Genomic DNA, 14,860 nt, shown 5'->3' on the forward strand with positions numbered 1-14,860 from the left:
CTAGTCCTCCTTGCTCAGACCAATAGCTGACTTGCCAGATAGATAGCCATACCCGCTATTCCTCCGACTACAGAGCCATTAATCCGTATCATCTGCAAATCATCCCCGGCTTTGGATTCAATCAATTCCACCAGCATCTCATTGGAGTATTTCTCCAGCCCTTCATGGACGATCTCGCCGATTTTCTCATGTTTGTTATCGAGAAAAGGAAGCAAGAGACTTTGGACATGCTGATTAAAACCATGGCGTTTTTCCGGGCTTTCATTTAGGGAAAGAACACCTTCATCCAAGCTTCGCCAAAGCTGCTTCTTTAAGGCAAGGGCACTTTCCGGGGTATGAAGCTTTTGGATAAGATCTGCAGTGAGGGTCTCAGCCAGCTTAGAATACATTGTGGATGCTAAGTGCGCCTTCTGCAACCACTCCAGAATATCTGCAGCGGTTTGGTCCTCCAGCAGATAATCAGCGAGCTGTTTTTGAAGACTGTGGGCCAGCTGAGAAGGGTCCGGCAGAAACATGGCCAGGAACTTCCGGGAGGAATTCTGGCTTATATAGCGCTCGATGGATTTTTCCAGCCAGCGGGTCAGCCAAAGATGAATCTCGGTCTCCTGAACCCAGTGACTAAGGTTGTCCAGCAGGGCGGCAACAGCCTTTTTTCCCTCCTGGCTGGCTAATAAATTACGGAAAGCTTTTTCAGCCAAAGGGATAAACTGCTCTTCCCGTATGCTTGTCTGCTCCAAAAGCGCCAGGCTCTCTTGGTGCAATTCCTGGACACTGTCCTCCAGGTTCTCCAGGAGCTGCTGCAGACACCGGGTAAGAATGTCCTGCAGGGAATCTCTATCCAGCGCCTTCCAGATGGCAGTGGCAGGAGCGGCAAAATCATAGGTTTCCACTTTGGTTTTCAAAACCTCATGGGAAAGCAATTCATTTTCCACCATGGACCGTAAAGCCAGAAATATTCGTTCCCGGTTGCGGGGGATAATCTCTGTACGGAAGACCTTTCCTGCCGGTACTCCCAAAGGACGCCGAAACAGGGCATTGACTGCAAACCAGTCGGCAAGCCCCCCCACTAAGGCAGCTGAACAACCGCTCGTCACCAGCCCTCCCCAGAAGGCGCTCTGGAATGGATAGGCTGCAGCTAAGCCAAGGGCTGAAAGGCCGAGAGCGATATTGGCCTTGCGATAGGTGCCGCCATGGGCTCTTTTTTCTTTGGGGATGGGGAATTGATCGTTGTTTATCATCTTTTTCACCTTATCAATATTTAGTGTCATACGCAATTTAGTGTCATACGCAAATTTTCCGCCGGGCAAGGCGAGTTTCAAGTGATTAATCTTTCTTAGTATACCACGTTTTTTCGGAGTATGAAAAAGACCTTCTCCAAAGGAGAGGCCTTAGTTTTTTACTAACTCATTGAAGCTGTTTTTGAGGCAGTTGAGGGGAATTTCAGGGAATCCCAGCCAAAAACATAATGCATATAGGCAAATGCGGAAAGGGGGTTAAAATGGCCTTTGCTTAACTCCAGGCCTCCTGCATAGACTGATCCTGAGGGTGTGTAGCGGTCGATCTGCCTGAGGATTTGATTGCGGATCTCCATACAGCGTGATGCCGGGGTTCTCCGGGCATTGCCGTGGGCCGGGAAATAGGCTTTGGCACCCAGGAATTCTACCCGTTCCAAGGCACGCATATAACTGGGGAGTCCGCTGACTATTGCTCCATTTTCCAGCCATGCTCCCGGATAGGGAACCACATCGGGCAGGAGGAAATCTCCGGAGAAGAGCAGCCCCAGGTCTTCTTCGTAATAAGACATATGACCTGCCGTATGCCCGGGGGTCAGGATGGTCTTGAGGGTGCCGTTGCCGGCTGGGATCACTCCCCCAACCTCTATCTTGGCGACTTCCTCCGGCGGTGCTGTGAGATAGGCCAGTTTTTTATTGTATTTTAAAATCATGGCCAGCTGCTCTGGGGGCACTCCCCAAACCTGCCCGGCATATTCTTCAAAAAGCTTAAAGCTTTTGCCGCTGCAGAAATCAACCCATTCTTCATAATCCCGCTTCCCGATCAGAATCCGGGCACCGTCTTTTCTTAAGTTCTCAGCTCCCCCCGCATGATCCACATGCCAATGGGTAAGCAGGACTTGCTCCAGGCGCTGGATACCCAATTCCTGCAAGGCTTCTTGAATGGCTTGATAAACTTCAGGGGTATTCGTTCCCGCATCGATCAATGTGGGGACTTTACCACGGAGAATGTACAAGTTAACATGTTCTTCGCTTAAATCAATTGCAACTTTCAGGCAAAAGATCTCAGGCGCAATTTCTTTTAATTCCATCTCATATCTCCCCTCAAAGCCTCTTCATTTCAGGATTCCCTTATTTTTCTCCTTAGTCTATTCAATCCGGACCACTCTTATTTGTGTATGCTTGCAACATGTAGTACAATATATTTATCTATTTTTAATTTTCTAAGGAGGCCTTCTTCTCGATGAATTTACAAACCTCACCACAAACAACTCCTCCCCAAGCTGAGCAGGAAGTAAAGCATCCCTTTCAAGTGGTCTGCTCAGTGTGCCAAAAGACCATCAGCTATTCCGGCAAGGATGGGGAAGTTTTCTTAGTCAAATGTGACAAGTGCGACGGCATTTAAGGTGAGACGGTCATGAATCCATGACCGTCTCTTTTTATTTAGCCTGAACACATTATTCTCTCTCTTATTTTACCTTTTGCCTGGATTCAGGATCTATTCTTTTTTATCTAAACTTTTTCACCTAAACTCTTTGGGCGAGAACTTCAGCAATATCCAAGGCTTTGGTTTTGTCCCCGGCCTCTTCTTTGGCGCTGATGCCGTCATTGATCATGGTGAGACAGAAAGGACAGGCTGTACCGATGATATCGGCCCCGGTAGCCATGGCTTCATTGGTACGCAGTTCATTGATGCGCTCTCCTCCGTGCTCTTCCAGCCACATCCGTCCGCCGCCGGCACCGCAGCAAAAGCTCTTATCCTTCGTCCGCTTCATCTCGATAACCTTTAACCCGGCCGCCTTAAGGATTTCCCGGGGCTCGCTGTAGATCTTATTATAACGCCCCAGATAGCATGAGTCATGATACGTTACTTTAAGATCCTTACCCAGGCTTGCCAAATCCTTGAGCTTGAGCTTTCCGCTGTCCAGGAGTTCCTTAAGATAGGTGGTATGGTGAACAACCTCATACTTACCGCCCATTTGAGGGTAATCATGGCCAAGGGTTTGGAAACAATGAGGGCATTGGGTAATGATCTTCTTTACACCGTAACCGTTCATCACTTCAATGTTCTCAGCTGCTAAGGTTTGGTAGAGAAATTCATTGCCCAGCTTGCGGGCTGAGTCTCCGCAACATTTTTCCTCATTGCCGAGGATGGCGAAATTCACGTTGGCTGCCCGCAGGAGTTTAACAAGGGCTGCGGACACCTTTTGGTTGCGGGCATCGAAAGCCCCGGAGCAACCAGGCCAATAGAGAATTTCTGCTTCAGGGTTCTCTGCCAGGGTGGGAACATCCAGCCCTTTCAGGAATTCTTCCCGCTTGTTCCAGCCGATGCCCCAAGGATTGCCGTTGTTTTCCATATTGCGGAAAGCAAGCTGGGCCTCACTGGGGAAACGGGATTCCATCAGCACAAGATTTCTTCTCATTTCCACGGTTTTGTCCACATGCTCTACGAAGACAGGACATTGCTGTTCACAAGAACGGCAGGTGGTACAATCCCAAATGTCCTGCTCCTGAATCACTTCGCCGATCAAGCCGCGGCCGGGAGGTATTGCTAAGGCAGCAGTCCCCTCCACTGCCGTGGCTGTCTCCCCGGAAGCCATCACACCTGCTTGCCGGCCTGCCTGTTTGGCTTCTTTTTTGGCTTGGCAAACAGCTTGATACTCTTCCTCAGCCCGGACTTTAATATCCTGGATGATCTGCTTAGGGTTGAGGTGCTTACCGCTGACGGTGGCGGGACAGTTCTCTTGACAGCGTCCGCAGCGGATGCAGACATCCGAGTTGAATATAGCCTTCCATGAGAGTTGCTTGAATTCGCTTAACCCGAAAGTTTCCTGGGATTCGTCTTCAAAATCGATCAACTCAGGGACACCCATCGGTTCCCGCTTGCGCAGAAACTGGTTAAGGGGTCCCAGGAAAATATGAAAGAGCTTAGAGTAAGGCAAATAAGCGATGAACCCAAAGGCAACGAACATATGGAACCACCAGGTGAATTTATGCATAGCCAGCAGTTGTTCCTGGCTGAACATGGCCTGGAGCGGTTCAATCATCCAATAACCTGCAAAGCCATAAACAGCCCAGGGATCGTGCTCTCCGGCCATCCGCAAGCCTTGCAGCAGGAAACCTGTGACTAAAATGACAAAGACAAGGGTTAAGGCAATAAGGTCATCTTGTTTATTGTCTAATTTATCCGGGCGTTTGACATAACGGCGGTAATAAAGGTACAGCACCCCCAGGGTGGCCAACAAGCCAAAGAGATTCGTGGTTATCTTAATAAAGACATACAGCGCCCCTTTGAAAATATTGATCCCAAAGTCTGCCTGCAAGGTGATGATGGCTGTAGCAAAGAAAAGGAAAATAAACCCGACCAGAACAGCCAGATGCATGACTCCCGGCGCCAAGTCTTTGAGAATTCTCTTATGCCCAAAACCATAGATGATGATGTCTTTTATCCCTTGCCAGCTGTCCTTCCACCGGGTTTCCGGCTGCCCGATTTTCCAGAGACGATAACGCCGGACAACGCCATAAACGAAGGTTCCCAGCATAATGACTGCAAAAAAATACATGACGAGGTGATAATCAATATTCCAATAGATCTCCCGCGTAGGAGTCATACATTCCGACCTCCTTTGAACGACTTAACGACACTATGCGCCGGCTCCATCCATTATAATTTCAGAATTTTTTGTTGACTATTTATTGGATTTTCTCCAGATTTTCAATTTCTCGGCTTCTTGAATGAGCTCTTCACGAAAATCGGGGTGAGCCAGGCTGATGAGGCGTTCCGCACGCTGCCAGGTCGTGGCGCCTTTCAGATTCGCTTTACCGTGTTCAGTGACCACATATTGCACCATCGGCCGGGTATCCGTGACTACGGCGCCTTCAGTCAGCAGGGGGCGGATTCGGGAATGCTTTTTCCCTTCGGCATCGGTAAAGGTCGATTCCATACATATGAAACTGCGGCCGCCTTTGGAGTTATAGGCTGCATCGACGAAATCCAATTGTCCCCCGGCTCCGCTGATCATGCGGGGTCCAATCGTTTCCGAGCATACTTGCCCGGAAAGATCGATCTCTAAAGCGTTATTGATCGAAACCAAATTATCGTTGCGGCTGGCAATAAAGCGATCGTTTGTATAATCCACGGGATATCCCGCCACCTGAGGATTATTGTTGATGAAATCATAGAGTTTTTGGGTTCCTCCGGCAAAGGTATAGACCATCCGTCCTTTGTCGATTTGTTTCTTGCGCCCGGAGATCCGGCCGGCTTCCCACATATCCACATAGCTGTCCACCAGCATTTCCGTGTGAACTCCCAGATCCTTGAGATCGGAAGCTGCGATCATCTGACCCAGGGCATTGGGCATAGCCCCAATTCCCAATTGGATGCAGTCCCCATCCCGCAGATCGTCGAGAACATACTGAGCGATTTTCTGATCCACATCGGTGACGGGTGCGGAGGGAATCTGAGGCATGCCGGTATGACCGCCCTCGACAATATAGTCCACATCGGAAATATGAATGTAGTTGCCATAGCCGCCATGGGCGATGGGCATATCTTCATTGACTTCCACGATAACGGTTCTGGCTTTGGCTGCGGCTGCCGGATAGTGAGATATTGTGGGACCAAAGTTAAAATTGCCATGTTGATCCATGGGGCTTACCTGAACCATGAACACATCAATGCGGCTGATGTTTTCCGCGATGTAGCGGGGAACCTCAGAGTATCTTAAGGGTATATAGAAGGCCCGGCCCATCTCATAATACTTCCGGTCAATCACGCTGAAATGCACACAATCCCAGGTGAAATGCTCTCCCCTGGGGTCTGCTTTAACGACGGCATGGGGACGCATGGAAACTCCGGCCAGGAGCTGAATATCGTGCAGCTCAGGGGTCCTTTGGGCTAAAGCCATGTCGAGAACAGGCAGAGTATTGGCGGCATAGGAATAAATAATCCAATCCCCGCTCTTCACTATCCCTACCGCCTTATCCGGAGTGGTTAACTTTTTACGGTATTCTTCTACCCATGTTGACATATTGAATCCTCCCCATTTCTTTCCTTACAATCCAGTCAAACCGGGCTTTCTCTTTCTGCTGCTCCGGTTTGGGTGGACAACGAGCTTAGGTTTTGGCACATTCCTAAGCTCGCTTCCATCTGCGGGTTAACCGTTCCTAAATTTCTTCCCCCGGGAATAGCTGAGAACTTTAGCGAACCGGATACTTGCCCTTTTCCACCACCAGCTTGGCGATCTCCCGGCGAAGTCCGATCATATCAACGGTGGGGCGGCGTAAGAGCTTGCGCATTCCTGCCAGAACGGTGCTCAGGGAGTCACCCTGCTCGGCGGCGCAAATGACTTCTTTAGCATGCTGCTCAATGATATTCATGGCGCTATAAGCACCCAGGGTGGCGGCCTTTTCCACAAAGAGCTTATGATCCTCGGTGACATCCATATCCTGAACTTTCAGAGCACGGAGAACACCGCTTTCCATAGCGTAGACTTGGAGAACCATTTCGGCCAGGCCCAGAAGCACATATTGATTGTCTTTGAGCTCCATGCCCAGATTCTGGGCGGCAATTCCGGCGGCCATTAAGCAAAGCTTCTTAGCTTTTTGAGTCATATTCAGAAGAGCTGCCAATCCTTCTTCCTCTGAACCTAAACCGGCGGACATCAGATCTTTGCTGACGTTCTTCGCCGCTGCCAGGAGGGGAAGCTCGCCGCTCATCGCCCGTTTGAGCAAAGTGCCGGGAACCAGCAGACGGTTGATTTCATTGGTTCCTTCGAAGAGACGGTTGATGCGGGAATCCCGATACATACGCTCAATGGGATATTCGGCAATGAAGCCATAGCCGCCATGGATTTGCACCCCTTCATCCACAGCCAGATCCAGCACTTCAGAGGCCAGAACTTTATTCAGGGAGCACTCAATGGCATACTCTTCAATAGCTTTGCCGGCTTCTTTACGGCAATCGCCGGTGACATCCAGATCCTGGCAGGCTTCTTCCATCAGCCCGGCAGTACGGTAGACCACACTCTCAGCCAGATAGGTCTGAGCGGCGATTTCGGCAAATTTGGTTTGAATAGCGCCGAAGGAGCTTAAAGGAACGCCGAACTGCTTGCGCTCAGCCGCATATTTCAGAGTGACTTCCAAAGCAAGCTGAGCACTGCCGATGGCTGCGGCAGCCAGCTTGAAACGTCCCACATTCAGAATATTGAAGGCAACCACATGACCCCGGCCCAATTCACCGACGATGTTCTCCACCGGAACGGCCACATCTTCCAGGATGACTTGGCGGGTGGAGGAGCCTTTGATCCCCATCTTCTTCTCTTCCGGTCCGAAGGAAAGCCCAGGCATCGTCCGCTCAACGATAAAGTTGGTAAGCTTGCCCTCCACTTTAGCGTAGACCAGAAAGATATCGGCAAAACCAGCATTGGTGATAAATTGCTTGGTTCCATTGAGAAGGTAGTGGGTTCCTTCGGCATTGAGAACGGCCGTAGCCTTGGCGCCTAAGGCGTCGGAGCCAGAACCGGGCTCGGTAAGGCAGTAAGCGGCGATTTTTTCTCCGGTAGCCAGACCGGGGAGATATTTGGCCTTTTGTTCCGGGGTACCGAAATAGACGATGGGCAGGGTGCCGATTCCGGTATGGGCCATGAAGGCTACGGCAAAGGAAGCACCGCGGGGGATTTCTTCACCGACGACCACAGTGGAGAATTTATCCATGCTCATGCCGCCTAATTCTTCGGGAACCTCTAAGCCGAGCAGTCCCAGCTCACCGGCTTGGGCCATGAAATCACGGATGAGGCCGTCTTCCTGCTCTTCGAGAGCTTCGATCTTGGGCCCGATTTCTTTTTCCACAAAGTTGCGGGTCATTTTCTTAAGCTGTAAATGATCCTCGTTTAATTCCTCCGGTACATAAACTTGCTCGGGAGTTACTTCGGCAAGCAGGAAGCCGCCGCCTTTGAGGCCTAATTCCAATTCCATAGTATTTGCTCCTCTCTCTGAGTGGGACAGAGGGACAGGTCCTCTGTCCCAATTTCTGTCCCCATTTAATTGAACTTCACTTTACTTTAGAAAAGACATGACAGATTTAACTTAGAAAAAATATGATAGATTAATTATTGGTGCTCTCAATGCGGGTCTCTATGGGACAGTTCACCTGTCCCTGTGTCCCACTACAGAAGCTCGTAGACTCCTGCGGCTCCCATGCCGCCGCCGATGCACATGGTCACCATACCGTATTTGAGACCGCGGCGTTTCATTTCATGGAGCAGGGTGGCGGTGAGCTTTGCTCCGGTGCAGCCCAGGGGGTGTCCGAAAGCGATAGCGCCGCCGTTGGGATTGACCTTGGCCGGGTCGATGCCCAGGGTCTTGATGATGGCCAGGGACTGTGAGGCAAAAGCCTCGTTGAGCTCAAAGAGGTCTATTTGCTCAAGGGTTAAGCCCACTTGCTTGAGAACTTTGGGGATGGCCTTGATGGGGCCGATTCCCATGAGTTCCGCCTCGACTCCTGCCACAGCGAAACCGCGCCATAGGGCAAGGGGTTTCAGGTCCAGCTCCTTGACCTTCTCCTCGGACATAAGGAGGGTGGCCGCGGCGCCGTCACTGGTCTGAGAGGAGTTCCCCGCCGTGACGCAGCCGCCGTTTTTGAAAGCCGGTTTTAGTTTGCCGAGGGATTCCACGGTACTATCGGCACGGATTCCTTCGTCTTTACTGAACCATACCTCTCCCTTTTTACCGCTGGCGATGAGGACAGGGACGATCTCTTCCTCAAAACGGCCGCCGACTTGGGCCGCGTGGGCCTTTTGATGGCTGGCTGCGGCAAACTCATCCTGTTGTTCCCGGGTAATTTCATATTTCTTGGCGACATTTTCGGCGGTAAGTCCCATGGAGAGGTAGACTTCCGGACAATGCTCCATCATGTAGGGATTGGGGGCTGGTTTGCCGCCGCCCATGGGCACCGCGGACATGCTTTCTGCTCCGCCGGCCAGCATGGCATGGGCTTCTCCCAGCCGGATTCTGTCTGCTGCCAGGGAGATAGCCTGCAGTCCTGAGGAACAAAAGCGGTTGATGGTGAGTCCGGATACATCGATGGGAAGACCTGCCCGCAGGGCAATCACCCGGGCCATGTTCATCCCTTGTTCTCCTTCGGGGAAGGAGCAGCCGATGACACAATCATCAATATCTGCCGAATTTAGATTGGGGGCACTTTTCAAAACATCCTGAATAACAAAGGCTGCCAAATCATCCGGACGCATATGAGCCAGGGAGCCCCGGCCAGCTTTGCCGATGGCAGTACGTTTCGCTTCAATAATGAATGCTTCTTTCATGATCCTTCACCTCCTAATTCCTTAATGGCTTATTCTTGGTGAGCATATGCCGGATGCGATCCAGAGTCTTGGGTTCTCCGGCAAGGCTTAAGAACACTTCTCTTTCCAGATCCAGGAGATATTGCTCATCCACCAAAGTTCCGGCCAGAACATCGCCGCCGGTCATGGCATAAGCCAGTTTTTTCCCTAAGTGAGCATCGTATTCGGAGATATAACGCCCCTCTTTCATGCCATACAGGGCCATTTCCAGGAAGGCACAGACTCCCGGTCCTGCTGCTTTGACCTTCTGAGGAATGATGGGGCGGAAGTCTCTTGCCAGATCAAGGACACGGGCCTTGGCATCGAGGAGAACATGGTCGGCATTCATACTGCAGCGATCACTTGCCCTTAAGAAGCCAAGCTTTCTGGCCATTTCCGCACTGGTGGAAACCTGGGCCATGGCCACTACTTCGAAGCGTTTGGCGAAGAAATAGTCCGGAGCAACGACCACGCCGGGAAGAATTCCTTCCATAGCGCGCAGGGCCATTTCCTTGGTGCCGCCGCCGCCGGGGATGAGGCCCACGCCCAGCTCCACCAGGCCCATATAGGTCTCAGCCGCAGGCTGGATGGCATGGGAATGGAGGCAAACCTCAGTTCCACCGCCTAAAGTCATGCCATAGGGAGCGGCTACCACAGGCTTCTTGGCGTATTTCAGGGCCATGGTTCCCCTTTGGAATTCGCGGACCATGAGATCCAGGTCATCCCAATTGCCTTCTTCCGCTTCCATCATAATCAGCATCAGGTTGGCACCAACGGCGAAATTCTTACCCTGACTGCCGATCACCATCCCTAAATAGTTCTTTTCCACCTCTGCCAAGGACTTGTGAATCATGTTCATGATATCCCCGCCGATGGAGTTGTTCGGTGAATGGAATTCCAGGCAGGCTACACCGTCACCCATATCAACTAAGCTGGCACCGGAATTGCCGAAGATTTTTTTGCCTTGTTTATGGGCCTTTTTAAGGGAGAAGGAATAGGGGCTGGCGGCCTTTTCCTTATATTCGCCTCCGGCATAGTACAGAGTGTCCCCGCCTTCGGTCTTCTCATAGAAACTGTCTTTGCCTTCAGCCAGCAGTTTTGCCACGATCTCAGGCAAGGTCCCGCCCTCAGCTGCGATGCGCTCCGCGGTGGCTTTAACGCCTAAGGCATCCCAGGTCTCAAATGGTCCCATTTCCCAGTTGAAGCCCAGCTTCATACCGGCATCAAGAGCTGTAAGATCATCGGCGATTTGGGGAGCCAGGCGGGCCGCATAAAGGAGAACTTCCTTCAAGACATTCCAGGCGAATTCAGCCCCGGGATCTTTGCCGTTGACCAAGGTTTTCATCTTATCTTTAAGACCGCCCGCATTCTTGGCTTTATCCAGGCAGGCAAATTTGACTTTCTTCTTGGGAACATACTCCATGGTATGGGGATCAAGAACCAGTACTTCTTTGCCTTCTGCTGTCTTGACTTTTTTATAGAACCCCTGCTTGCTCTTATCTCCCAGCCAGCCGTTTTTGATCATGGTATGAATAAAGTCCGGCATGACGAAGAACTCTTTTTCTTCAGGGACATTATCTCCCACGTTATTGGCGACATGGACAAAGGTGTCCAGACCCACCATATCCACGGTCCGGAAGGAGGCTGACTTAGGACGTCCCATCACCGGTCCGGTTAAAGCATCCACTTCATCGATGGTTAAGCCGGAACGCTGCATCTCTCTGATGGTTGCCGCCAAACCAAAGACGCCGATGCGGTTGGCGATGAAGTTGGGCGTATCCTTAGCATAGACGACCCCTTTGCCCAGCACCCGCTCGGCAAACTCTTCCATCTCCTGAATAACGGTCGGATCCGTGTTGGGTCCGGGAATCAGTTCAAAAAGCTTCATATAACGGGGAGGATTAAAGAAGTGGGTGCCGAAAAAGCTCTTGGTAAATTCTTCAGGAAGCCCTTCTGTCATGGATTTTAAAGAAATACCGGAAGTGTTGGATGTTACAATGGTCCCCGGGCGGACATGCTGGGCCACCTTCTTAAAGAGGTCGATTTTGATGTCCAAACGCTCTACGACCACTTCAATAACCCAGTCCACTTCTTGCAAACGGGGCAGATCATCCTCAAAATTGCCGACTTCGATGCGATCCGCAAATTCCGGCACAAACAGCGGAGCAGGGTTCATCTTGATGAGTTTGGCTTTGTTGGATGCGGCAAAACGATTTCTGACTTGGGGGGATGCCAAGGTCAGCCCGGCCGCTTCTTCCTCCGGCAACAAACTAGGGGGTACTATGTCCAGCAGTATACTGGGAATCCCGGCATTGGCGAGATGGGCCGCGATGGTGCTTCCCATAACCCCTGAGCCTAAAACCGCCACTTTATAGATGGCCATATTCATCCTCCTTCTCTCATTTGGCTTTGTTGTATGATTTTTAAATTTATGAATATTCAGTCTTTCACTTCGAGAGAAAGTCCTCAGATCCTCTAAGCTCATGACTTTCCCTGAGAAAATTTGCAAGGGGATTGCTTATTCCTTGGGCAGCCCGAGAGCTCCTGAAAACAGCTCCAGCATGCAGTCTGCTTCCTTGCTTAAAGAGCGCTCAGACCGTGCAAAAACCCAGTCGGTAGTCGCCCGATCGATGGTGCCGAAAATCATTTGGCGGGCGACATGGATATTGAGTGAAGGAATAATTTCCTGTTGCTTTATTCCTTCTTCAATCACCTCCTCAACCAGTCGGAAGTACTCTCGCAGCGGCACCGCAATCGCACTGTACAGATTTGAATTGGGCTGCCTTAATTCGACCTGGGTAACGGTTGCCAGAGCACGATTATTCTCCATATGGGTCAAATGAGTGTGGACAATTGCCCTAAGGCGGCTTCGGGTGTCCTGACAGGATTCCATCCTGCTGCGGATGAGTTGGATAAAATCTCCCATTCTTTCCGTAAAGAGACGAATGAGGATATCTTCTTTATTCTTAAAGTAGAGGTAAATCGTCCCGTCAGCCACTCCCGCAATTCGGGCAATCTTCGATACCTGACACGAATGATAGCCAACTTCTGCAAATGCTTCTATTGCTGCATCTAAAATTCTTTCATATTTGTCTTCCCGGGAAACAGCCATACTTCGTCTCCTTTACTTACTTTTTTGACTTAATTAGACATCCTTCTTATCGAACTTGTCAAGCTCTCCTTTTCTTCAGTAGGGTTACCCGAGGCCGCGGACCTGTTTATCCTCTTGATCCCTTTCCAGGCAGTGCTCTGTTTTGCTTAAGCCAGTTGCTTTTTGAACTCCTCAGTAAGCAAGGGGACGATTTCAAAGACATCCCCGACAATGCCATAATCCGCCACGGTAAAGATGTTTGCTTCCGGGTCTTTATTGATCGCTACAATCACCTTGGCGGAACCCATTCCCGCCAAATGCTGGATAGCTCCCGAAATTCCGCAGGCAATATACAAGGTTGGGGAAACTGTCTTGCCGGTTTGACCTACCTGATATTTATATTCCCGGTATCCGGAATCAACGGCTGCCCGGGAAGCCCCGACAGCGGCTCCTATGGTATCGGCAAGGTCTTCAAGGATCTTGAAGTTTTCCGCATTCTTCATGGCCCGCCCGCCGGAAACGATCACATTGGCATCGGTAAGTTCGGGGCGGCTGGAAGCCTGACGAATAACTTCTTTGACGATGGCTCTGAGATCAGCGGCATCGATACTTGCCGCAACTTCCACCACTTCCGCTTGACGGTCCGGATTAGGAGCGGCCACGCTGAAGCTGTTGGGACGGATGGTGGCCAGAATGGGGCGTGCCTCAGTAGCTACTTCTGCATAGGCCTTACCGGCATAGACAGGGCGCTTAAAGCGCAGTTTGTAGGCAGGGTCCACGCTAACGGCCACACAATCTGACGCGCATCCCACTCCCAGGCGCTGGGCCAGACGGGGAGCCAGATCCCGGCCAATCCCGGTATTGCCCATCATCACCACTTCGGGCTCCTCATCCCGGATCACCCGGTTGAGTACGGAGGTGTAGGCACCGGTGGTATAATCTTTTAAAGCCGGGTCGTCCACAACGATCACTTTATCGGCACCATAGGAAGCTGCCGCCGCAGCCAAATCCTTAAGGTTTTGGCCCAATAGTACCCCTGTGACCTTCAATCCGGCCATGTCCGCTAAACGCCGGCCTTCGCTCAGAAGCTCCAGGGAGACCTTGCGAAGCTCCCCGTTATACTGCTCAAGTACAACTAAAATTCCCTTAGGCATCCTGCTCAATCCTCTCTTTCCTTGTTTTCCTTCAACTCATTCCTTATTTTCCGTCAACTAAATTACTTTTGCTTCATTCATCAAGGCATTGACCAATTCGGCAACAGCCTGAGGAGGTTCTCCCTGAATCAGGCGGCCGGCTTGGCGGGCAGGAGGCAGGCTCATATTGACCACCTTCATCTTCGCCCCTTGGGTGCCGGCTTCAGCCGCCGTCAGGCCAAGATCGGCCAAGGTCAAAGTCTTCAATTCCTTTTTCTTGGCTTTCATAATTCCGGCCACGGAAGGATAGCGGGGCTCGTTCAACCCTTTTTGGGCGGTGATCACAGCCGGCAAGGGCACTTCGACAACTTCCGTACCCCCGTCGATGTCACGGGACACTGTGGCGGTCATGCCTTCCACCTTCAACTCTGAGACAGTTGAAACCGACGGCACGCCCAACAGCTCTGCCAGACGGGCGGTCACCTGGCTGGAGCCGTCATCAATGGCAATCCGTCCGGAAAGAATGATATCATAGGGAATGTTTTGAACAGCTTTAGCGAGAACGACCGCAGTAACAAATTCGTCACTGCCCTCTAAAGCAGGATCCTGAATGGCAACCGCTTTATCCGCTCCCATAGCCAGGGCTGTGCGCAGCACTTCACTGACTTTGGGGCCACCCATGCTCAATACGGTTACTTCGCCGCCGAATTTCTCTTTGAGGCGGATTCCCTCTTCCACAGCAAACTCATCATAAGGATTCATGATGAGATTTACCCCGGTCGAGTCGATTTGACCCTGTGGGTTGATCACAATCTTCGCTTCGGTGTCAAATGTTTGTTTCAGACAAACCAATATGTTCATCTCGTTTCCCCTTTCTCCTCATCCATGAATGAATACTCATTCATTTTTATAATATAATATCAAATTCCCGGACAAAACGGAATACCATTTTAAAAATATTTTATATTTATTTAATTATCTGATTATTCTCAAAAAAATGTTTCCCTCTTGGGTTTTTCATGATATGCTGTTCAGTAATGAATGGTCATTCATTTTTGGAGGTGC

The 14,860-nt window shown here is 50.8% G+C and carries 11 protein-coding genes; 1 reads left to right on the top strand and 10 read right to left on the bottom strand.

The genetic code is table 11. The features are described from left to right. Positions 1 to 14: 14 nt before the first annotated feature. Together DHAF_RS22600 and DHAF_RS22605 are read right to left on the bottom strand one after the other, a co-directional pair. Entirely contained in the window at positions 15 to 1,238 is a 1,224-nt protein-coding gene (locus DHAF_RS22600) for a DUF445 domain-containing protein (RefSeq protein WP_015945284.1), read from the bottom strand. Between the two features lie 161 nt (positions 1,239 to 1,399). Beyond that, a complete protein-coding gene (locus DHAF_RS22605; protein ID WP_015945285.1) occupies positions 1,400 to 2,323 on the bottom strand; it encodes an MBL fold metallo-hydrolase in 924 nt (307 codons plus the stop codon). 152 nt (positions 2,324 to 2,475) lie between these two features. On the opposite strand from DHAF_RS22605, the gene DHAF_RS26220 reads away from it, so the two are divergent. Further along, positions 2,476 to 2,637: a hypothetical protein gene (locus tag DHAF_RS26220; protein ID WP_005817143.1), complete on the top strand. Its 162-nt coding sequence runs from the start codon at positions 2,476 to 2,478 to the stop codon at positions 2,635 to 2,637. Between the two features lie 121 nt (positions 2,638 to 2,758). Here the strand turns inward: DHAF_RS26220 and DHAF_RS22610 are convergent, their stop codons facing one another. The 8 genes from DHAF_RS22610 to DHAF_RS22645 all read right to left on the bottom strand — a co-directional run bounded on the left by DHAF_RS22610 (position 2,759) and on the right by DHAF_RS22645 (position 14,656). Next, positions 2,759 to 4,843, bottom strand: a complete 2,085-nt coding sequence (locus DHAF_RS22610) for a heterodisulfide reductase-related iron-sulfur binding cluster (protein ID WP_015945286.1) — start codon at positions 4,841 to 4,843, stop codon at positions 2,759 to 2,761. A 78-nt stretch (positions 4,844 to 4,921) separates the two neighbouring features. Next, the gene (locus tag DHAF_RS22615) at positions 4,922 to 6,262 is read right to left on the bottom strand and encodes an acetyl-CoA hydrolase/transferase family protein (protein WP_011461055.1); all 1,341 of its coding nucleotides are present in this window, start codon (positions 6,260 to 6,262) and stop codon (positions 4,922 to 4,924) included. Positions 6,263 to 6,431: 169 nt separating this feature from the next. Further along, complete coding sequence (locus DHAF_RS22620) at positions 6,432 to 8,207, bottom strand: acyl-CoA dehydrogenase family protein (RefSeq protein WP_015945287.1); 1,776 nt, start codon at positions 8,205 to 8,207, stop codon at positions 6,432 to 6,434. A 191-nt stretch (positions 8,208 to 8,398) separates the two neighbouring features. After that, on the bottom strand, positions 8,399 to 9,553 hold the full coding sequence (locus DHAF_RS22625) for a thiolase family protein (RefSeq protein WP_011461057.1): 1,155 nt from the start codon (positions 9,551 to 9,553) through the stop codon (positions 8,399 to 8,401). 13 nt (positions 9,554 to 9,566) lie between these two features. Then, entirely contained in the window at positions 9,567 to 11,954 is a 2,388-nt protein-coding gene (locus DHAF_RS22630) for a 3-hydroxyacyl-CoA dehydrogenase/enoyl-CoA hydratase family protein (protein WP_015945288.1), read from the bottom strand. Between the two features lie 135 nt (positions 11,955 to 12,089). Then, positions 12,090 to 12,683 (bottom strand): TetR/AcrR family transcriptional regulator, encoded by a 594-nt coding sequence (locus DHAF_RS22635; protein ID WP_005817154.1) that lies wholly within the window; start codon positions 12,681 to 12,683, stop codon positions 12,090 to 12,092. Between the two features lie 146 nt (positions 12,684 to 12,829). After that, positions 12,830 to 13,816, bottom strand: a complete 987-nt coding sequence (locus DHAF_RS22640) for an electron transfer flavoprotein subunit alpha/FixB family protein (RefSeq protein WP_015945289.1) — start codon at positions 13,814 to 13,816, stop codon at positions 12,830 to 12,832. Positions 13,817 to 13,873: 57 nt separating this feature from the next. Further along, positions 13,874 to 14,656, bottom strand: a complete 783-nt coding sequence (locus tag DHAF_RS22645) for an electron transfer flavoprotein subunit beta/FixA family protein (RefSeq protein ID WP_005817158.1) — start codon at positions 14,654 to 14,656, stop codon at positions 13,874 to 13,876. Positions 14,657 to 14,860: the final 204 nt, after the last annotated feature.

It is taken from the genome of Desulfitobacterium hafniense DCB-2 (genome assembly GCF_000021925.1).
In the GTDB taxonomy this organism is placed as follows: Bacteria; Bacillota; Desulfitobacteriia; order Desulfitobacteriales; family Desulfitobacteriaceae; genus Desulfitobacterium; species Desulfitobacterium hafniense.